Annotated in this window: 19 protein-coding genes; 17 read left to right on the forward strand and 2 right to left on the reverse strand. The window is 27.1% G+C overall.

Annotated features, from left to right (window positions below; translation table 11 throughout):
- Positions 1-70: 70 nt before the first annotated feature.
- Both IC175_RS00525 and IC175_RS00530 read left to right on the forward strand, forming a co-directional pair.
- Positions 71-1,657 (forward strand): ATP-binding protein, encoded by a 1,587-nt coding sequence (locus IC175_RS00525; RefSeq protein ID WP_227850985.1) that lies wholly within the window; start codon positions 71-73, stop codon positions 1,655-1,657.
- A gap of 4 nt (positions 1,658-1,661) precedes the next feature.
- Positions 1,662-2,240, forward strand: a complete 579-nt coding sequence (locus IC175_RS00530) for a response regulator transcription factor (RefSeq protein WP_255606521.1) — start codon at positions 1,662-1,664, stop codon at positions 2,238-2,240.
- A 138-nt stretch (positions 2,241-2,378) separates the two neighbouring features.
- On the opposite strand, the gene IC175_RS00535 is transcribed toward IC175_RS00530, so the two are convergent.
- Positions 2,379-3,002 (reverse strand): manganese efflux pump, encoded by a 624-nt coding sequence (locus IC175_RS00535; RefSeq protein ID WP_227434795.1) that lies wholly within the window; start codon positions 3,000-3,002, stop codon positions 2,379-2,381.
- Between the two features lie 183 nt (positions 3,003-3,185).
- Between IC175_RS00535 and IC175_RS00540 the strand changes: the two genes are divergently transcribed.
- The 11 genes from IC175_RS00540 (at position 3,186) to IC175_RS00590 (ending at position 15,053) form a co-directional block, all read left to right on the forward strand.
- Positions 3,186-3,833 (forward strand): helix-turn-helix domain-containing protein, encoded by a 648-nt coding sequence (locus IC175_RS00540; RefSeq protein ID WP_227434794.1) that lies wholly within the window; start codon positions 3,186-3,188, stop codon positions 3,831-3,833.
- A 203-nt stretch (positions 3,834-4,036) separates the two neighbouring features.
- Positions 4,037-5,095, forward strand: a complete 1,059-nt coding sequence (locus tag IC175_RS00545) for a potassium channel family protein (protein ID WP_227434793.1) — start codon at positions 4,037-4,039, stop codon at positions 5,093-5,095.
- A gap of 103 nt (positions 5,096-5,198) precedes the next feature.
- Positions 5,199-6,383, forward strand: coding sequence for a D-alanyl-D-alanine carboxypeptidase family protein (locus tag IC175_RS00550; RefSeq protein ID WP_227434792.1), 1,185 nt, complete (start codon positions 5,199-5,201; stop codon positions 6,381-6,383).
- 206 nt (positions 6,384-6,589) lie between these two features.
- Positions 6,590-7,303: a 30S ribosomal protein S2 gene (rpsB, locus tag IC175_RS00555; protein ID WP_003424537.1), complete on the forward strand. Its 714-nt coding sequence runs from the start codon at positions 6,590-6,592 to the stop codon at positions 7,301-7,303.
- Positions 7,304-7,381: 78 nt separating this feature from the next.
- On the forward strand, positions 7,382-8,293 hold the full coding sequence (tsf, locus tag IC175_RS00560) for a translation elongation factor Ts (protein WP_021384993.1): 912 nt from the start codon (positions 7,382-7,384) through the stop codon (positions 8,291-8,293).
- A gap of 83 nt (positions 8,294-8,376) precedes the next feature.
- Positions 8,377-9,081 (forward strand): UMP kinase, encoded by a 705-nt coding sequence (gene pyrH, locus IC175_RS00565; protein ID WP_003430597.1) that lies wholly within the window; start codon positions 8,377-8,379, stop codon positions 9,079-9,081.
- A gap of 25 nt (positions 9,082-9,106) precedes the next feature.
- Complete coding sequence (gene frr / locus IC175_RS00570) at positions 9,107-9,664, forward strand: ribosome recycling factor (protein WP_227434791.1); 558 nt, start codon at positions 9,107-9,109, stop codon at positions 9,662-9,664.
- A gap of 2 nt (positions 9,665-9,666) precedes the next feature.
- Positions 9,667-9,870 carry a hypothetical protein gene (locus tag IC175_RS00575; protein ID WP_227434790.1) on the forward strand — a complete coding sequence of 68 codons (204 nt, stop codon included), beginning with the start codon at positions 9,667-9,669 and terminating at the stop codon, positions 9,868-9,870.
- A gap of 28 nt (positions 9,871-9,898) precedes the next feature.
- The gene (locus IC175_RS00580) at positions 9,899-10,633 is read left to right on the forward strand and encodes an isoprenyl transferase (protein WP_227434789.1); all 735 of its coding nucleotides are present in this window, start codon (positions 9,899-9,901) and stop codon (positions 10,631-10,633) included.
- 12 nt (positions 10,634-10,645) lie between these two features.
- Positions 10,646-11,425 carry a phosphatidate cytidylyltransferase gene (locus IC175_RS00585; protein ID WP_227434788.1) on the forward strand — a complete coding sequence of 260 codons (780 nt, stop codon included), beginning with the start codon at positions 10,646-10,648 and terminating at the stop codon, positions 11,423-11,425.
- 583 nt (positions 11,426-12,008) lie between these two features.
- Positions 12,009-15,053: a diguanylate cyclase domain-containing protein gene (locus tag IC175_RS00590; RefSeq protein ID WP_227850986.1), complete on the forward strand. Its 3,045-nt coding sequence runs from the start codon at positions 12,009-12,011 to the stop codon at positions 15,051-15,053.
- 689 nt (positions 15,054-15,742) lie between these two features.
- Here the strand turns inward: IC175_RS00590 and IC175_RS00595 are convergent.
- Positions 15,743-16,363: a hypothetical protein gene (locus IC175_RS00595; protein WP_227850987.1), complete on the reverse strand. Its 621-nt coding sequence runs from the start codon at positions 16,361-16,363 to the stop codon at positions 15,743-15,745.
- Between the two features lie 399 nt (positions 16,364-16,762).
- Here IC175_RS00595 and IC175_RS00600 point away from each other — a divergent pair, with 399 nt between their 5' ends.
- The 4 genes from IC175_RS00600 (at position 16,763) to ispG (ending at position 20,638) form a co-directional block, all read left to right on the forward strand.
- Positions 16,763-16,966 (forward strand): helix-turn-helix domain-containing protein, encoded by a 204-nt coding sequence (locus tag IC175_RS00600; protein ID WP_227434784.1) that lies wholly within the window; start codon positions 16,763-16,765, stop codon positions 16,964-16,966.
- A gap of 259 nt (positions 16,967-17,225) precedes the next feature.
- On the forward strand, positions 17,226-18,380 hold the full coding sequence (locus tag IC175_RS00605) for a 1-deoxy-D-xylulose-5-phosphate reductoisomerase (RefSeq protein ID WP_227830604.1): 1,155 nt from the start codon (positions 17,226-17,228) through the stop codon (positions 18,378-18,380).
- A 12-nt stretch (positions 18,381-18,392) separates the two neighbouring features.
- Positions 18,393-19,397, forward strand: a complete 1,005-nt coding sequence (rseP, locus tag IC175_RS00610) for an RIP metalloprotease RseP (RefSeq protein WP_227482552.1) — start codon at positions 18,393-18,395, stop codon at positions 19,395-19,397.
- A gap of 185 nt (positions 19,398-19,582) precedes the next feature.
- Positions 19,583-20,638 (forward strand): flavodoxin-dependent (E)-4-hydroxy-3-methylbut-2-enyl-diphosphate synthase, encoded by a 1,056-nt coding sequence (ispG, locus tag IC175_RS00615; RefSeq protein WP_227830603.1) that lies wholly within the window; start codon positions 19,583-19,585, stop codon positions 20,636-20,638.
- Positions 20,639-20,962: the final 324 nt, after the last annotated feature.

Consider the following 20,962-nt stretch of genomic DNA (forward strand, 5'->3'; position numbering starts at 1 on the left):
ATCTTGTATATAAATTAATTTACAAGTTATGTAATGTTATCATATAATTAATTATCAGAAAGGAGTTAATATGTTCAAAGTCAGTTATAATAAAAGAAAGATTTTCATATTAATAAATCAATTATTGATAATATTATTTCTAATTTATGAATTTTTTAATAATAAAAATATTAAAAGTATTTCCATTTTCAATCTCTTACTTGTATCTATTATAGTTGTTGATATAATGTACATTGAATTAATTAACTTGAAACAAAATAGAGTGCTCGTACAATTTACAAACTTGCTTGTTTTGCTTTCTTGGTATTTTTTATTTTTATTTGATAATAGTAAAACATCTTCTGAATTAATTTTTTTCCTAAGTCCAATTATTGTTTTTGAAAGTGTAAGATTTTTATTTGTATTTTTCTTTCAAGATTACAAATACAACTACCAGAAAGGCTTAGAATTTATATTGAAACTTATGTGTGCTTTGACAGTCGTTTCAAAATTTATTGATAATCATCTGTTTGCACTACTTTATTTATTACAAATAATTATAAGTTTGATAAGCTTTATATTCTTAATAGTCTTATATAAAAAAACTGTGATACTTGTTTTAAAGTGTGAGAAAAGAAATTTTATATATTCAGCTATTTTATTGTTTATATTCCTTGTATATGCTATAGTTTTTTCTAAAAAACAGGAATATGTTGAGAATCTAGGAATGTATTTAATTATATCATTAGCCATATTTAGTATCCATAATATTGCTATAAAAGATAAAGGTTATATAAAACAAAATACTATGCTAAATGGTAAGAAAAGATTGATTTTTATTTCTTTAATAAGTGTATTTTTCGTTGGAATTGGAAAACTATTAGACCTTAATATAATTACGTATTTTATAATAATACATTGTATATTTTGGTTTACTCTACTTTACTTTATTTTAATTTACACAAACATTGATGATATCATATATAATAAAAATTCAGTAAAAAAATTTAGTGTGCAAGAAAGCAACTTAATAAATAATCTAATGCAGATATATAAAGAGGAAGAGCTTAAAAAGGATTTTTCTAATTATCTACATGATGAAGTATTACAAGATTTACTGTCAATTAAAAATATGATGAAAAAATCTGAAAATCCAGATGTAAAATATATAATCGTAAGTACATTAGAAAAATTAAATCTATCTATTCGCAATCAAATGCAGGATTATCATCCAATATTGTTAAAAACACTTACATTAAAAGAAAATATAGAAAATATGTTTGTTATGGTTAGAGGTAATTATTTATCTAAAAATATAGAAATTTGTTTTACATGTGAAGATAATATATTTTTGGCTGAACCATATAATTTTATTATATACCGTATATTAAAAGAGCTAGCAACAAATGCTTTTAAACATTCAAATTGCTCTAAAATCGAAATTTCACTAATTCAAAAAAATAAAGATATAATTCTTTCAGTATTAGATAACGGAGTGGGAGTGGAAAGTGAATATGATTTAATAAGATATCAAAATAATGGGCTATCTTCTATTCAAGAACAATTACACAGATTAAATGGTGTTTTTAATATTGATAAGACAGCTTCTGGGTTTAGTATTGTTGTAAAAATTCCTATGGAAGGAGAGAATTATTATAAATATTTTATTAATAGATGACCATGTGTTATTTGCAAAAAGCTTAGAAATTGCATTAGAAGATTATACTGAAATAGAAAAATTTATTTATATTAAAGATATTTCCCAGGTAATTTCAATAATTAAAAATGAAAAACCAGATATAATTCTTATTGATATTAATTTAGGAAAAATTGATAATGATGGGTTGTCTCTAGCAAAAGACATTATAAGAATAATACCTAAAGTAAAAATAGTCATGTTAACGGGTTATGATTTGCCTGTATATAAGTATGAAGCTCAAAAAATGGGTGCAAAAGGCTTTATAAATAAAAATATTGAGCCAGATAAATTTATTGAAATATTAAATCAGATTCAAAATGGATATAATTATTTTCCCAATGAAATAAAATATATTGAAGAGCTAACACATAGAGAAAAATTAATATTGCAATTTCTATATAATGGAGTTAAGAGAAAAGATATAGCAACTCAATTATACTTAAGTGAGCGAACAGTATCTAATCATATCCAAAACATTTTTGATAAACTAAATGTATCTTCTTCATTAGAAGCTGTCACAAAGGGAGTTCAGCTTGGATATATTAAACTCAATATGCAATAAGAGAAGTTTGTAGTTCAGTAAATGTATTTGATTGTAAATTTTCATCTAATATAATAATTAAATTTAAGTAGAAATTTTTATCATTTAAAATATATATAAAAAGGCTATCTAAAATAAAATTTTAAGATAGCCTTTTTGTTAACATATTTTCATAAATCCAATAATTAGTAAAATCAAACCGCTTAACCAAGATAAATTTAGATTTATATTTTTAACAAATACATTTCCTAGTAAACAACCAAATGATACTGCTAATATATTTGAAATTAGAGAAAATAAGATAACTTGTATATAATTTACACCTACAAGACCACTTCCAAATCCAATAGCTAATCCATCTAAGCTTAAAGCAAGTGCAAGTGTAAATGCTTCAGCAGATTTAAGAATTTTAGATTTATTTGTATCTAAAGTGTCAGGTTCAACACTAACATTAAAATTTAACTTAAGGTCTAGCATATTAAAATTATAATCTTTTGAATGTATGGATTTTTTCTTGAAATAAGATTTAAAGAAACTCTCAACTAATCGAGAACTTCCTAATAAAAATAAAATTAAAAAGCATATCAACATTGTTATATTTTGAGGTAAGAAGTCTCTAGCTATTGTACCTGCAAAAAGTGATATTGCCAAAATTGCTGAAGAAACCACACTAATAATCATATTTGAATATAAAGGAACTTTAACTTTATTTACGCCATATCCAAAACTTGTTACAAAGGCATCTATACAAAGAGAAGTTACTAATAAAATTGATTCAATCACAGTAGATTAACATCCTTTCTCTTAAATTTTATACTTATATAGTTATAGTATTGTAAAAAGAGATAAATTGTTACAGATAAACCAATAGAGTGTTGATAGAATTTCAACATTTTGTAACACCTAAAAAACAAAAAATTCATATTATATAATATAAAATCAAACCTAATAAAGCAGGTGAAAATAATGGAGCAACATATTGAGGTTGAGAGTTTTGGTAATCTATTGAAGGCATTATTAAAAGAAAAATCAATATCAATGGGAGCGTTGAGTAAAAAAAGCGGAATTGATAAATCTACTATATCTCGCATAGCAAATAATAAACAAAAACCGAATATAAATCACCTAGAAAAGATTGCAATACACTTAAATGTAAATTTAGAAGAGTTATTAAAAGCATCAGGATATGAGTTTAAAAACAGTAATAATAAACAAATTTTTAATATAGATAGCGATTTTAGTAACTTTGATGATGTACTTGGATTTGCAAATTTAATTAATGATAAAAATTTCAACGGAAATATTGAGAAAGAGTTAAGTAAATGTGAATTATATGTTCAAACAGATGAAGGGAAAAAATTACTTTTTGATAGTTTTAGTAAAAAAATAGATTCTATAGAAAAACAAGGACAATTTACAGATAGACTGAGGGACATGTATGCTGAATTTTGTACAGGAAAATTAGGAATAAAAAAATATTTATTGACTGGAAGTATGCTGCTTTACTTTGTTATATCAACGGATGTTATTCCAGACTTTGTATTTCCAATAGGATTTATGGATGACTTAGTAGCATTAAATATGATTACAAAACTACTTAGAAAAGATAAGTAGTTTTGTAATTGTACTACTCTATGGAGATGACAAGCAAAGATACTGAGTATAGATAAATTTTAATGTTTATCTAAGGAGAAATAACTTGAAAATTTTAAAATAAACAATTTAATATATATTTTGTATGTATTTAAGTATATAAAATAAAATAATATCCAAACTAATACAAAATAGTGATAATTTTTTTGTACTGGAGGATATTTATGAATTGCAAATGGATATCTAAAATAGATGAAAGAAAAAAATGTCATAGAGAAGCAGATTCTTCTGGATATTGTATTTTTCACAAAGAGAATAAGTCTAGTGAAGATATAAAACTGATGATGGACAATATATATAAGGAAGAAATAAATGAATTTAATGGATTTATATTTGAGAATGAATTTAATGCAGAAGAAATATTAACTTATGACTATAAATTATTAAATTTTTCTGAAACGATATTTAAAAAAGAAGCAAATTTTAGAAAATATCTTTTTAAAAAAAATGTTATTTTTAACTATACAGATTTCAGGGGTCAAGTATCTTTTAATGCTTGTGTATTTTTAGAAAATTGTGATTTTAATAAAACAAAGTTCAATAAGGTATATATAAATGATAAGATATTTGAAAAAGTAAAATTTAAAGGGCCTGATTTAGTAGTTAATAAAGTAGAAAATTTTCCAAGAATGGATGGAATAATTTTTAGTATGTGTACAAAATTTATACTTAAAAATGTGGAGTATGGAAAAAGTGAATGCAAGCATGGAAAAATAAATTATAGAATAGCTAGAAATCAAGCTACAAAAATTGGAGATTATGAGATGATAGGTCCTTACTATTATAAGGAAAGAATTTATAGTAGCAAAATGATAAAACGTTCTGACTATCCAACTCTCAGCAGTTATTTAGTTGAAAAGTTTTTTGACCAAATAGCGCACTATACTACAGGTTATGGAGAAAAACCATGGAATATATTATTTGTGATTATAGCTATAATAAGTAGTTTTGCCTTATTATATCTATTCGTAGGTATAGAAAGTTCAAACAGTACACTTATAACTTTAAATATAAATAACTTAGGTAATTATTCAGCAAGTGAGATTTTTAAAACATATATAGATTTATGGTATTTTAGTATGGCTACATTTAGTACAGTAGGATACGGAGATATGGTTGCTACAAGTTTGATTGGTAAAGCTTTAGCAGGTATAGAAGTATTTTTAGGAGTTACAATAGGAGCAATTTGGGCATCTGTGATTATTAAGAGAATGATAAGATAATATCTGTGTAAATATGGATAGGTATTAATTACTAGATATAAATTGGACTAAAGAGGGAAAATTTAAATATAAATATACTTAATAATCCAAGAAGGTGAAAAAATTGAAAAACGGAATAAAAAAAATTTTAACATTAACTCTAATTCTAGCATTTATAATACCAAATTATTCATATGCTGATGAAAAATCCGTAGACAAATACTCAAAAACATCTATACTTATAGACCAAGAAACAGGTAGAGTCTTGTATGGTAAAGAGCCTGATATGAAGGTACCTTTAGCAAGTTTAAGTAAGATGATGACTTTTTTACTTGCAATAGAGGCTATTGAAAATAAAGAAGTAAAAGAAACTGACACAATAAAGATAGACAAGTCTATTGCTTCAGTGAAAGGTTCAAGCTATAAACTAAAAGTTGGTGAAGAAGTACCACTTATAGAACTTATGAGAGGTCTTATGATTGTATCAGGAAATGATGCAGCAATTGCTATAGCAAAACATATTTGCAAATCTAAAGAGGCATTTGTAGATAGGATGAACAAAAAAGCAAAAGAAATAGGAATGACTAATACTCATTTTTTAAATCCAAATGGTCTTCCAATATATGATTTAAGTAATCCCAAAAAACCAGCAAAAGAAAATATATCTACTGCAAGAGATATATCTATTCTTGGAAAATACATGTTTGACCATTATGAAAAGCAAGTAACAGCTATAACTGATATGGAAACCTATACGAACTCAGATAGAAGCTTTGAAAAAAGCAATACAAATGCATTATTGAGAATTATACCTGAAGTTGATGGTATAAAAACAGGGTACACTGGGAATGCTGGCTATTGTTTATCATTTTCTATGATTGTTAATAAGAATGATAAAAATGAGAAAAAACGTAGAGTAATAGGCGTTGTATTAGGTGCTAATCATAAAGATAAAAGAATATCCTCTTCTTTGGCTATGTTAAAATATGGAAAAGAGAATTTTAATATGAAAAAAGTAATTGATAAAGATAGCTTTATTGGTAAGAAATATATAAAAGGAATGAAAGAACTAGAGGTTACTTTAAAAGCAAAAAATGAACTTTATACAATATTAAAAAATGATGAAAATATAAAATCTGAAGTAAAAATTAAAAATATGGAGTATCCTGTTAAAAAAGGTGATACTATGGGTACTATAAAATATTACACTAGTTCAGGTGATTTACTTGGAAGTGTAGATATAGTCAGTGATAATAGTGTTGATAATGTACCACTAAAAACAAAATTAAAAATGAAATTTGCAAATTAAATTCAAAAAAATGGTATAAAATATACAAAAAAATATAAAAATAGAAAATATGGAAAAAATATTGTTATTTTTTCACCTCTATGATATACTACTAGAGGTGAAAAAATAAAATAAATCACACACAGCATTGGGATCCTTAAAAGGTGCCTATTACATGGTTTTTTAGGGAGAAGATCAAGCTGGAGGTATAAAACCAGGAGGTAAATATGTCAGTAATATCAATGAAACAATTATTAGAAGCAGGTGTTCACTTCGGTCACCAAACAAGAAGATGGAACCCTAAAATGGCTAAGTATATATTCACAGAAAGAAATGGAATATATATAATCGACTTACAAAAAACAGTTAAAAAAGTTGAAGAAGCTTACAAGTTCACTAAAGAAGTAGCTGAAACAGGAAAGCCAATTTTATTCGTAGGAACTAAGAAACAAGCTCAAGATGCGATAAAAGATGAAGCTGAAAGATGTGGAATGTACTTTGTTAATGAAAGATGGTTAGGTGGAATGTTAACAAACCACAAAACTATAAAAACTAGAATAAATAAATTAAGAGAATTAGAAAAAATGGAAGAAGAAGGCGTATTTAACGTTCTTCCTAAAAAAGAAGTTATAAAATTAAGAGCTGAAAAAGAAAAACTAGAAAAGTACTTAGGTGGAATAAAAGACATGCCTGAATTACCAGGTGCAATGTTCGTAGTTGACCCAAGAAAAGAAAACATAGCTATTCAAGAAGCTCACAGATTAGGTATACCAGTAGTTGGTATAGTTGATACAAACTGTGACCCAGAACAATTAGACTTTGCTATACCAGGAAATGATGATGCAATAAGAGCCGTAAAATTAATAACTGGTGCTATGGCAACAGCTGTAATTGAAGGTAGACAAGGTGCTGAAGAAGAAGTAGCTGAAGACCAAGAATAATAATTTGACAATTAAATGGTAAGGGTCGCCCTTACCATTTATAATATGGAATAGAATAAGTAGGAGGAAACTTAAAAAATGGCTAATATAACTGCTCAAATGGTAAAAGAGTTAAGAGAAAGTACAGGCGCAGGAATGATGGACTGTAAGAAAGCTTTACAAGAAGCTGAAGGAAATATGGAAAAAGCAGTAGATTTATTAAGAGAAAAAGGATTATCAAAAGCTGCTAAAAAAGCTGGTAGAGTTGCTGCTGAAGGTCTAGTTGCAATAGAAATGAACGATGATAATACAGTTGCTTCTATGGTAGAAGTTAACTCAGAAACAGATTTCGTTGCTAAAAATGAAGACTTCAAAGTGTTCGTTAAAGATGCTGCTTGTATGGCATTAGCTACTGATAAAGAAGATATCGCTTCTTTATTAGGTGAAACTCATAGAGAAGGAATAACTTTACAAGAAGTTTTAAATAATAGAGTTGCAAAAATAGGTGAAAAATTAGACTTTAGAAGATTTGCTAAAGTTGTAACTAATGGACAAGTTGCTGGATATATCCACGGTGGTGGAAAAATAGGTGTTCTTGTTGAAATGGAAACAGAAGCTAGAGATGCTAAAGTTTTAGAATTAGGTAAAGATGTAGCTATGCAAGTTGCTGCTATGAATCCTAAATACGTTTCAAGAGATGAAGTAGATGCTGAATACATAGCACATGAAACAGAAGTATTAACTCAACAAGCATTAAATGAAGGAAAGCCAGCTAATATAGTTGAAAAAATGGTTAAAGGAAGATTAGAAAAAGAATTAAAAGAGGTTTGTTTATTAGAGCAAACTTTCGTTAAAAATCCAGATATAACTGTTAAACAATTAGTTGCTGATGTTGCTAAAGCAGTAGGTTCTGATATAAAAGTTGTTAAAGTTGTGAGATTCGAAGTTGGTGAAGGTATACAAAAGAGAGAAGAAAACTTTGCAGAAGAAGTTGCTAAGCAACTTAAGTAATAACCAAAGAGAGAACACGCAGGTGTTCTCTTTTTTAAAAAATAGAAAAAATGGATATGAAGGATTGAAATAGGAGGTTTCTGATGGATAAACCAATGTACAAAAGGGTATTGTTAAAATTAAGTGGAGAAGCATTAGCGGGAGAAAGAGGTTTTGGTATAAATAATGATGTAGTTAATGATATTGCTATTGCTATTAAAAAAATACAAGAAATAGGTGTTGAAGTGGCTGTAGTTGTAGGTGGAGGAAACTTCTGGAGAGGTAGAACTAGCGAAGGAATGGATAGAACTACTGCTGACTATATAGGTATGTTAGCTACAGTTATGAATGCAATGGCATTACAAGATGCACTAGAAAATATAGACGTTGCTACAAGAGTTCAAACTGCTATAGATATGAGACAAATTGCAGAACCATATATAAGAAGAAGAGCAGTTAGACATTTAGAAAAGGAAAGAGTTGTTATATTTGGTGCAGGAACTGGAAACCCTTACTTTACAACAGATACAACTGCTGCTTTACGTGCTGCTGAAATGGAAGCAGAAGTTATTTTGTTAGCTAAAAATGTTGATGCAGTATATGACAAGGATCCAAAAGTACATGCAGATGCTAAGAAATTTACAGAATTAAGCTATATGGAAGTTATACAAAAAGAATTAAAAGTTATGGATTCTACAGCTACATCTTTATGTATGGATAATAAGATTCCAATAAAGGTATTTGAGCTTACAACGGAGAATATAATAAGAGCAGTAAAAGGTGAAAATATAGGAACTACTGTAAAATAATGAAGAATGAAGGAGGAGTAAAATTATGAAACTAGAAATACATAAGCAGTTAGAAGAGAAAATGAATGGGACAATTGATGCTTTAAAGTTCGAATTTGGAACTATAAGAGCAGGAAGAGCCAATGCACAAATGTTAGACAAAATAAGAGTTGATTATTATGGAACTCCAACTCCAATAAATCAAATTGGTGCTATATCTGTACCAGAGCCAAGAATACTAATGATATCTCCTTGGGATAAATCTGCTATGCATGAAATAGAAAAAGCTATAGCTAACTCAGATTTAGGATTGAATCCATCAAATGATGGTGAAGTTATAAGACTTTCTGTACCAGCTTTAACAGAGGAAAGAAGAAAAGAATTAGCTAAAAAGGCCAGTAAAGCTTCAGAAGAATTTAAAGTTAGAATAAGAAATGAAAGAAGAGACGCCAATGAAAAAATTAAGAAAATGGAAAAAGGCGGAGAAATAACAGAAGATGAATTAAAGAAAGCACAAGATGAAGTTCAAAAAATGACTGATAAATTTATAAAAGAAATAGATACATTATTGGCTAAAAAAGAAAAGGATATAATGGAGGTATAATATTGAAAAAATATTATAACCTTTTAGGTCTTCATATAGATGAGGTAAAACAATATTTTGATGAACAAAATGTAGCTTATACCATAAAATCTATTGAAGGTAAAAAGGATAAAGATAAACTTGTAGTTCCTAGAGTTATAAAAATATCTGAGATAGGTGATAGTGTAGAACTAATAATCACATACTTTTCTGACTCCTTAATTTAAGGAGTCAGAACAATATTGGAGGCAAAATATGAATAACAACATCATGTATGACATAGACTTAAATAACATACCTACTCATATTGCTATTATAATGGATGGGAATGGAAGATGGGCAAAATCCAGATTTCTTCCAAGAACTGCAGGACATAAGGCTGGAGTAGAAACTATAAGAGATATAGTTAAAGAATGTTCAAATTTAGGTGTTAAGCACTTGACACTATATGCATTTTCAACAGAAAATTGGAAAAGACCAAAACTTGAAGTTGATACACTTATGAACTTATTATCTACATACTTAAGAAATGAAATAGCTGAACTGCATCAAAATAATGTAAAAGTAACAGCTATAGGAGAGATAAGTGCTTTACCAAAAACTTGTATAAGAGAATTAAATTCAGCTAAGGAAATGACAAAAGACAATACAGGAGTTAACTTAAATTTAGCATTGAACTATGGAAGTAGGGCAGATATAAAAAATGCTCTTATAGATATAGTAAAAAATTGTGAAAGTGGTAAAATAGATATAAACAATATTGATGAAGATATTATAAAAAACTATTTAAGCACAAAGTCTATACCAGATCCAGACTTGGTCATAAGAACAAGTGGGGAACAAAGATTGAGTAACTTTTTACTTTGGGAAGTTGCTTATTCTGAGTTTTACTTTACTGATATACATTGGCCTGATTTCAACAAAGAAGAATTACAAAAGGCTATATATTTATATCAAAAAAGAGATAGAAGATTTGGAGGACTTAAGTAAGGAGATTATTTTATGCTTACAAGAATTATTGCTTCACTAGCTCTGGTTCCATTATTTCTATTTGTTGTATATGGAGGGATTCCTCTTTATATAGCTGAGATGGCAATAGTTTATATTGCATTACATGAATTTTATAAAGCATTTAAAATAAAAGATATACATCCAATATTTATTATAGGGTATATATTTTCTATTTATTTAGCTGTAAAAAATATTTTTAACTTACCATTGGAATATACTTATGCAGTGCTTTTCATTTTATTTTTAGCAAGTATAATTTATATGTTGATGGGCAAAAGCAATGTTATAGATGTTTCGATTACATTTTTAGGAGTTTTTTATATAGGAGTATTTTTAGATTTTATAGTTATAACTATAAATAGCTTTGAAAGAGGGAATATCTATGTATGGCTTATATTTGTAATATCTTTTATGACAGATATATTTGCATATTTTAGTGGCTATTTACTTGGCAAACATAAGTTAATCCCTAAAGTGAGTCCTAAAAAGACTGTAGAAGGAGCTATTGGAGGAATAATAGGAAGTACACTTTGTTGTATTTTATTTGGGTATTTATTTGGTATTGATTTGCTTCAATTGGCTATAATAGGAAGCATAGGAAGTATAATAGCTCAATTAGGAGATTTATTTGCATCCTCAATAAAGAGATATGTAGGGATAAAGGATTATGGAAAGATAATACCTGGTCATGGGGGTATATTAGATAGATTCGATAGTGTTATATTAGTAGCACCTTTTGTATATAATACTATTAAATTTTTTATTAGATAAAGATTGGTTGGTTTTAAAAAGGCAGTCTATAATTGCTAGTAATGAAAATAGCTATGTAACTTTTAAAAAGCAGAAGAATTCTGTGAGTATTTAGTTACATGGCTATTTTCATTTTTTTATTTAATAATTTCGACATTTTTAAATATAGTATCTTTTTATAAGCTATATATCTGAATATAACTAATTTATTCTCAATTATAAATTTTATTTTTATGTATAATTAATAAGTCATAAGTATATTATTGATTTTATTTGATAAGTATGGGTATAATTTAAGTAATATATCAAAAAAAAGGAAAATATTTCCAAAATATGATAAAATAAATTCAAATAGTTAAATTCTCAATAAATAATATATTTTAATTGTTTATTGAAATATATTAGGTACTCCATCTTCAACATCATCAAGTTGATGATGTAAATTTAAAGTATACCAGTATAAAAATAGCTTTTGAATTAGGTAAGAATTTATTATATATATATAAATTTTCATAACTAGAAAATATGATTGGAATTAAAAAAATAATAGAAAAAAGTTTATTTCAAGAAGTTAAAGCAATTTAGGGGGGATGGATTAATAGGCATGTTAACTAATAATATTATAGACAAATTAACGAATTTAAATGGAAATTACAATTTGAGAATGATGCTTTCAAGTCTAGAAACACAGAAAAAGCCATATGGTATTATGTTTATTGGAATTGATGATTTCGAACAAATTAATAACTTATATTCTTATTCATTTGGAGATAGGGTTTTAAAAAAGTTTTCTAAATCTATTTTACCTTTTTTACCTGAAGATATAAGTTTATATAGATTAGATGGAAATGGTTTTGGAATTTTGTATCCAAATGGAGATTGTTATGAATTAACAAAACTCTTTAATAGGTTTCAAGATATCGCACAATGTATAAAACAGATTAATGGACATGCTATTTCATTTACTATATCAGGAAGTATTTGTTTTTATCCAAAAGATGGTATAGATTGTGATACACTATACCAAAATGCACGTGTTACATTTGAAAAAGCAAAAAAGCAAGGGAAAAAAACACTAATTGTCTATTCAAAAGATGAGTTGACTTTTTCGCAGTATTCTATACAGTTGATAGAGTATCTAAGAGAAAGTGTATTAAATAATTTTAAAGGATTTTATTTAAATTATCAACCACTTATTTTTAACAATAGTAAGAAACTATATGGATGCGAAGTATTGCTTCGTTGGAGAAATCCTAATTTTGAAATGAAACTTGGTCCAACTGAATTTATACCTTTTTTAGAATCTTCTGGGCTTATGGATACAGTTAGTCAATGGGTAATTAAAACAGCTTTAAAGCAATTAAAAGTATGGACAAAATATATGCCAAATTTCAATATGAATATAAATGTGTCATATCAGCAGCTTGAAGACCCTAGCTTCAAGTTTTTTATTTTAGACACTATAAAGCAAGAGGGTATATCTCCATCTCTGATTACATTGGAATTAACAGAAAATAATAACATAAAACAAATAGAAGAAATAAGGAGTTCTTTTGATTTTCTTCGAAGTCAAGGTATTAAGATTACATTCGACAGCTTTGGAGCAAAACATTCATCTTTAGAAATTTTTCGTGAACTAAGTGCTGATTCTTTAAAAATTAATCATACTCTTTTAAACCGTATTACATATGATGTAATAGACCAAAAAATCGTCTCTCAAATTATTAATCTATGTCATAGTATGAATATGTCCGTTTATGTGGAAGGAATTGAAAATAAAGAAACTTTAAAAATAATTGAACAGATGAGACCAGAAATATTGCAAGGATTTTATTATAATGAGCCTATAAACGCAGAGAAGTTTTATGAGCATTACTTTGAAAAGAATATTGAGAGCATTAATTATCAGGAAGATGTTATATCAAAAGAACTTTCTATAGAAAAAGAAAAAAGTATGGTATATTCTGCCTTTACTCCAACACATTCAATGAATATAAAAGAATTGGTTGATAATGCTTATGCAGGCATATTTCAAGTAGGAATGAACCCTGAATTTACTTTTCTTACATGTAATGAAGGCTATAGAAGGATGTTAGGTTATAACATTAAAGAGATGGAAGAAAAATTTAAAAATCAAGCATTAGGATTTGTGCATCCAGATGATATGGAATATGTGAATTATGAAATTAGAAGGCAACTTGGAATTAGCGATATAGTTACAATTGAATTTAGGGTAGTAAAATCTGATGGAACTCCTATATGGATACTTGGAACAGGCAATGTAGTAAAAGGTAAGCAGGGTTCTAAAAGTTTAATTGTAGTCATAATAGAAAATGATAGGCTTAAGAAAAGGTCTTTAGAGATGGAAGAATCCTATTGGAAATACAGAAGAGTTTTAGATAATATTCCTGCTTGTGTAAAATGTATCCATTTTGATGAAAATTTTACTTTAGATTATATTTCTCCTAGCTTTATATCATTGATAGGTTATACAGAAAAAGAAATTAAAAGTAAGTTTGATGGAAAGTATATCAATTTAATTATAGAAGAAGATAGAAGAGTTGTACTTGGAGATATGATAAGCCAAGTTAATTCTGGAGATATAGTTACACTTCATTATCATGTTAGATGTAAAGATAATCGTTTGATTTCTTTAGAAACGATTTCTAGATTATGTGAAAATGATAAAGATGGCAAGAAGTACTTTTATTCAAGTATTGTGGATGTAACAGAGGCAACAGATGTAACTTCTGAAAAAAGTGATAAAAAATCTAATAGACTTGTTAATCGCTATCAAACAGCCTTAAAACAATGGGGAGATATATTATTTGAATATAGTTTTAAGGATGGTACAATAACATTTTCTGATAACTATTATAGTATATTTGAGATAGAACCAAGAGGAACAATTTCTGAACAATTATCAAATATTTATGAAGAAGACCATCAGATTTTACTTGACGCTTTAGAAAATGCACGTATTGGTAATAAGCCAGAAGCAATAGAGATACGTATACGTTCTAAAGATAACGTACATTTATGGTGTTCTATAGTATTTAATGAACCTGATAAGATTGGAGATGCTACTATATCGATACTAGGTAAAATAAGAAATATTGATGAAGAAAAGAGAGAGTATAATAAGTTAATTGAGCAATCTCAAAATGATTTAATGACAGGATTACTAAATAAAAGTACTACTGAGGAAAAGATAAGACACATGTTGCTATCAGTTGATGAAAATAAGAAATATGCATTATTTATGATTGATGTAGATAATTTTAAGGATGTTAATGATACTATGGGGCATGTATTTGGAGATAAAATCTTAATTGAGTTAGCGGAATGTCTAAAAAGTAATTTTAGGAAAACAGATATTGTTGGCCGTGTTGGAGGTGATGAATTTATAGCATTTATGGAGTATAATGGAGATAAAGAAAGCCTGCAAAAAAAAGGTCATGATATATTAAAAAGATTAGATACCACGTTTACATATGATAAATTATGTTTTGAAGTAAGTGTAAGTATAGGTATTTCTAGATACCCAGAAGATGGGAAACAGTTTTATGAGTTGTATCATCGTGCAGATAGTGCATTGTATAGAGCAAAAGAAGAAGGTAAAAATACATATTGTATGTTTTCCATCTAAAAATAAAATCAATCAAACACATGTTACTACAAAGCTTTTGTAATCACCTTTACTAAGTGATTAGTTATTTGTAAGTTATATAGATACATTATAATAGAGGTAACTGAAAGTGCTTTTAATGAAATATCAGAGCCAGTTAATTCAATTTTAGAAAAGCTTACTTAAAGAAACCTTTAATTGAGAAAAAGTCTACAAGTATCATTTAGTACATTATTAAAATGTCACATCGTATAGATATGTATGTTGTATGTTAAGGAATTGAAACTAAGAAAGACTTAGATTTTTTAAAGACTATTAAATGTGATGTGGGACAAGAATTTTATTTTTCTAGACCAATAGAAGAAAAAAATTTTTTAATAAATATGTGACTGAAAAATAATATAAATATTGTAAAAGTGTAATAAGAACATAACATGCTAGAAGAATTAAAAATTTGTAATTAAAATTAGCAATAGATAAAAAGTATTAGTAATGTAACTAATGCTTTTTCTTATTGGCTTTATTTAGATTAATAATCATAAGAATAAAATGTTCATATAATAATTGAGTTGATTTCAATTTGATTTTATTAATAATGTAATAATGTTATTTGTGTAATGTCCAGTATTCATAACCAAAGATACTCTTTCTTTTACAAAGTTGAACTGAGTTATTTTTATTTGTCGAATCATACATGTTATTAGTAACTTTCATTTTTTTATTTTATTATTTACATTTATTTTAAGATAGTAATCGTTTTCAGAGCGAGAAGGATTTATTTCTTTATCAACAACTGTTACAAATTCAAACTCAGGTTTATCTAATGTTGCTATATAATTTAATGCTGGTGTTGTAGAAAAACTAAGAATAAATGTAGATAAGGTAACCAGTAATACTTTAAGTTTTGTTTCATGTCTTTTTTTGATAATTAATACTAAGGCATAAAAAATTAACAACACTATCATGTAAATAGCAGAAAAACTAAATCTTTCATTATTTGGTGTATTTAGGGTGTTTGTTGATAAAAGTGGAGTTAACATAGATAATGAACATGCTGTTAAAGGAAATGGTATATGATACTTTCTTGATTCTTTTGCTTTAGGTATTTCTAGTAGCATTTTAGGATATAGCCATAAATACATCATCCAACTGAATAGTAATATAAATATATAGATGGAAAATTTAATTTTCATAGGAGTAAGGAGAGCAATGATAGCAAGTATTGTTAGTAAATAACGAATAATACAAGTAACCTTTTTTTCTTTTTCTATGACAGCTAAAGTCCATCTATTTTTTATAAATTCATTTTCTCTTTTTTCACTCTGCTTCATTTAATAACCCTCTATTAATAGTATAGTTTTTTAATCCATTACTTTGTTTTATTTTAACATATTTATATAAAAAAGTAACATTGAAGTTTTTTATTTTTTGGAATGTTATGTTAACTTGGGATAATGATTATACAAATTTGTAATCAGAAGAAATTACTTCTATCATTACTTAAAGTTAATAAATATAATTTTCTGTAAAGCTTTTTAATTAGATACAGATTATTTTAAAACATATTTTTGATAGGTGCTATTTATTGTTATATTAAAATGAATTTATTTATCAATATTGAAAGAACATGGTTTTAGCCAATTTTGAATAAATGATTATTTATCGAAAAAGATGAAAATTTTTCAAAATAGATAAAATATGATAAAATAGATTTTAGAAGAGGTGATAAAATGATTTCATACACTCCATTGTGGAAATTGCTAATTGATAGAAAAATAAGAAAGATGGAATTTGTAAATATATCAGGTATAAGTATTTCTGTTTTAGGTAGATTAGGAAATGATAAGTCTGTTTCTATGGATACAATGGAAAAGATATGTTTAGCACTAGACTGTAAAATAGAAGATGTTGTAGAAATAAAAAAGGATGTTTAATGATGCTAAAATATTTTAATAATATTGTAAAAAACATATAAAGAATAGGTAAGGTTTAATTTAATAGATAGAGTTTTATTGGATTAAAAATAAAAGTAACTATATGTGAATAAATTAAAATTAAAGAGTAATGCTATAATGTAAACTAAATATATTTTTCCAGTAATTATATGAAGTTTTTGTGAATAGTAAAAATAATTGTTTTAGTAGTGTTATAATGTCTTGGTAGGGTATATTTATTATTAGAAAGGATTATTATATGAAAAAAATATCAATTTTAGGTTCTACAGGCTCTATAGGTAAGCAAACCTTAGATGTAGTTAGAGAAAATAGAGACAAGTTTGAGGTAGTTGCAATATCAGCTAATAGCAGTATTGAATTACTACTTGAACAAATTGTAGAATTTAGACCTAAATATGTAACCGTTTTTGAGGAAAGCAAAGCATTAAAATTAAAAGAAATATTGCCACAAAATATAGAGATAGAAGTTTTAACAGGAATGGAAGGTTTAAAAATAATTTCATCACTAGATGAAATTGATGTACTTTTAACTGCTGTTGTGGGAATGATAGGATTGGTCCCAACACTTTGTGCTATAAAGAAGGGAATAGATATAGCATTAGCGAATAAAGAGACATTAGTAACTGCTGGAGAGCTTGTAATGGCAGAGGCAAAAAAATATAATGTAAATATTCTTCCCGTTGATAGTGAACATAGTGCTATATTTCAGTGTTTAAATGGAGAGAATAATAAAAATATAGAAAAAATAATACTTACAGCTTCTGGTGGTCCATTTAGAGGAAAGAAAAAAGAAGAACTTTTAAATATAACTAAAAATGAAGCTTTAAAGCATCCAAACTGGAGTATGGGAAGAAAAATAAGTATTGACTCTTCAACTCTTATGAATAAAGGACTAGAAGTAATAGAAGCTAGATGGCTATTTGGAGTAAAACAAGAAAATATAGATGTAGTAGTTCATCCACAAAGCATAATTCACTCAATGGTACAGTATACAGATAGTTCTATAATTGCACAATTAGGATGTCCAGATATGAGGTTGCCTATACAATATGCTCTTACATATCCAGATAGAATGGAAAGTAATTTTGAAAGAATGAATTTTTCAAAATTTAGTACTTTAACCTTTGAAGAACCAGACTTAGAGACTTTTCCATGTTTAAAATTAGCTTATGAATGTCTAAAGATGGGTGGAACTTATTCTTCTGTTTTAAATTCTGCAAATGAAGTTTTGGTAAGTGAATTTTTAGAGGATAAAATTGGTTTCTATGACATACCATATTACATAGAGAAAACTTTAGAGGTTCATAAAAGCATAAGCAAACCAACGTTAGAACAAATTTTAGAAACAGATAGATGGAGTAGAGCTTATGTTGAAAATCTGATAAAAAAATAGGAAGGTGAATTTATGACTATAATAGCTGCATTAATACTATTTAGTATAATTGTATTAATACATGAATTAGGACATTTTATATTTGCAAAAAGAAGTGGGATTAAGGTAAATGAGTTTTCTATAGGTATGGGACCTAAGATATATAGTGTAAAAAAAGATACAGAGTATTCCATAAGAGCTCTTCCAATTGGTGGATATGTAAGTATGGAGGGTGAAGACGAAGAACAAATAAGTCCAAATTCTTTTGGAAATAAATCTATACTACAAAGATTTAGTACTATTGTAGCAGGACCAATATTTAATATAATACTGGCAGCAATACTTTTAGTACCAGTGTTTTTGTATATAGGTTCTCCAACTACTACACTTGGAAAAATAATGCAAGATACTCCTGCACAAGCAGTAGGACTTCAAGTAGGAGATAAGATAAATAAAATAAATGGTAATTCTGTTAAGACTTGGGATGAAGTTGCAAATATTATAAATACTTCTTCTGGTGGAGAATTGAAGCTTAGTATAACTAGGGATGGAAATGATAAAGTTGTAAATGTAATTCCTAAAGATAACAATGGAAAGTATGAAATAGGAATTCAGCCACAAAGAGAAAAAGATTTCTTTGGTTCAATAGTAAATGCATGTAAAACTACTGTGGATATGACAAAACAGATGTTAACATTTTTAGGTCAAATGGTTACAGGACGTGTACCAGGAGGAATTGGTAATGCTGTTGCAGGACCAGTAGGTGTTATTGGTATGGTATCAGATGCAGCCCAAACAGGTCTTATAAATGTAGTCTATTTGGCAGCTGTCATAAGTTTAAATCTAGGTATAGTAAACTTATTACCAATACCAGCCCTTGATGGTTGGAGAATACTTATGTTATTATTAGAAGCTGTTAGAGGCGGTAAAAAACTTGACCCAAATAAAGAAGGTATGATAAATGTAGTTGGATTTGGAGCCTTAATGTTATTTATGCTTTTTATAACATATAAAGATATATTAAGGTTATTTCAATAATTTAACTTTATATAAAGTTTAAAAAAGCTATGTAGTTTTAAGTGAGAATAAATTAATTTTAAAAGGTTAAATTTATTCTTAGTTGTTTAACTATATAGCTTTTTAATTTATAATATATATGTAGTTTGTAGTATTTTTTAAGATATTGAATAATTTTAATATAAAATAATATATAGAGGTGAAATATGAGTTACAAGAGAAGACAGACAAGAGAAGTTAGCGTTGGGAGTGTAAAAATAGGAGGAGAAAATCCTATAAGCATACAATCTATGACAAATACTGATACAAGAGATGCAGAGGCTACAATATCTCAAATAAAAAGATTAGAAGAAGCTGGTTGTGATATAGTTAGAGTTGCTGTTCCTGATATGGAAGCAGCTAAAAATATAGGAAAGATAAAGTCTAATGTAAATATACCTGTTATTGCTGATATACATTTTGATTATAAGTTAGCACTTGAAGCTATAGAACAGGGTGTAGATGGTGTTAGAATAAATCCTGGTAATATTGGAAACATAGAAAGAGTTAGAATGGTTGTTGAGAAATGCAAGGAAAAAAATCTAAAAATTAGAATTGGTGTTAATGGAGGTTCTTTAGAAAAAGAACTTTTAAATAAATATGGTTCTGCAACTGCTGAAGCATTAGTTGAAAGTGCTATGGGACATATTAAGATTCTTGAAGATTTAGGTTTTTATAATATAGTTATTTCTCTAAAATCATCTGATATTTATAAAACTGTTGATGCATATGAATTAATATCAAAGAAAGTTGATTATCCTCTTCATATTGGAATTACTGAATCTGGAAGTGTTCATAAAGGAACAATAAAGTCTTCTATAGGTGTGGGAGCACTTCTTCTTAAAGGGATTGGAGATACTGTCAGAATATCTTTGACAGGTGACCCTGTTGAAGAGGTTGTTGTTGGTAAACAGATTTTAAGAAGTTTGGGTCTTTTAAATGACAAGATTAAAGTTATATCATGTCCTACATGTGGAAGATGTAATATAGATTTAATTAGTGTTGTAAATGAAGTTGAGGATAAAATTGGTAGTATGGAAAAAGATATTACTGTTGCAATTATGGGGTGTGCTGTAAACGGACCTGGAGAAGCTAGAGAAGCCGATATAGGCATTGCTGGTGGTAAGGGTGAAGGTCTTTTATTTAAAAAGGGCGAAATTGTAAGAATGATTAATGGTGATAAATTGGTTGACGAGTTACTGGAAGAAATTGATAAGTTATAGTATACAATCAATAAATATAAAATAGCTAGATATTCAGTACCTTTGGAATAAATTTTATTCATGGTATTTAATTATCTAGCTATTTTTAATTAAGTAAATTTGAAAAGATATAAGAAATCTATATTCTAATTCAATCATATAAGTGAGTACCAAAATTTATTCTGTATTTATTATAATAAAATTATATTTGCTAAAATGAAAATTACAATAGTAGTACTGCAATATAATTACTATTATTGTAGTATTTAGTTACTAAAACTATTGATGTATTATGTTAATATAAATAGTAATGCATTTTAGAACCTATTTAAGAATATATACTAT

The sequence above is a fragment of the Clostridioides sp. ES-S-0123-01 genome (assembly GCF_020658415.1).
Lineage (GTDB): Bacteria > Bacillota > Clostridia > Peptostreptococcales > Peptostreptococcaceae > Clostridioides.

Bases quoted from the DNA above. Each gene is read 5' to 3' on its own strand.
- IC175_RS00525 (WP_227850985.1), top strand. From the start codon at position 71: ATGTTCAAAGTCAGTTATAATAAAAGAAAGATTTTCATATTAATAAAT.
- IC175_RS00540 (WP_227434794.1), top strand. From the start codon at position 3,186: ATGGAGCAACATATTGAGGTTGAGAGTTTTGGTAATCTATTGAAGGCA.
- IC175_RS00545 (WP_227434793.1), top strand. From the start codon at position 4,037: ATGAATTGCAAATGGATATCTAAAATAGATGAAAGAAAAAAATGTCAT.
- rpsB (WP_003424537.1), top strand. From the start codon at position 6,590: ATGTCAGTAATATCAATGAAACAATTATTAGAAGCAGGTGTTCACTTC.
- tsf (WP_021384993.1), top strand. From the start codon at position 7,382: ATGGCTAATATAACTGCTCAAATGGTAAAAGAGTTAAGAGAAAGTACA.
- pyrH (WP_003430597.1), top strand. From the start codon at position 8,377: ATGGATAAACCAATGTACAAAAGGGTATTGTTAAAATTAAGTGGAGAA.
- frr (WP_227434791.1), top strand. From the start codon at position 9,107: ATGAAACTAGAAATACATAAGCAGTTAGAAGAGAAAATGAATGGGACA.
- IC175_RS00580 (WP_227434789.1), top strand. From the start codon at position 9,899: ATGAATAACAACATCATGTATGACATAGACTTAAATAACATACCTACT.
- IC175_RS00585 (WP_227434788.1), top strand. From the start codon at position 10,646: ATGCTTACAAGAATTATTGCTTCACTAGCTCTGGTTCCATTATTTCTA.
- IC175_RS00590 (WP_227850986.1), top strand. From the start codon at position 12,009: ATGTTAACTAATAATATTATAGACAAATTAACGAATTTAAATGGAAAT.
- IC175_RS00595 (WP_227850987.1), bottom strand. From the start codon at position 16,363: ATGAAGCAGAGTGAAAAAAGAGAAAATGAATTTATAAAAAATAGATGG.
- IC175_RS00600 (WP_227434784.1), top strand. From the start codon at position 16,763: ATGATTTCATACACTCCATTGTGGAAATTGCTAATTGATAGAAAAATA.
- IC175_RS00605 (WP_227830604.1), top strand. From the start codon at position 17,226: ATGAAAAAAATATCAATTTTAGGTTCTACAGGCTCTATAGGTAAGCAA.
- rseP (WP_227482552.1), top strand. From the start codon at position 18,393: ATGACTATAATAGCTGCATTAATACTATTTAGTATAATTGTATTAATA.
- ispG (WP_227830603.1), top strand. From the start codon at position 19,583: ATGAGTTACAAGAGAAGACAGACAAGAGAAGTTAGCGTTGGGAGTGTA.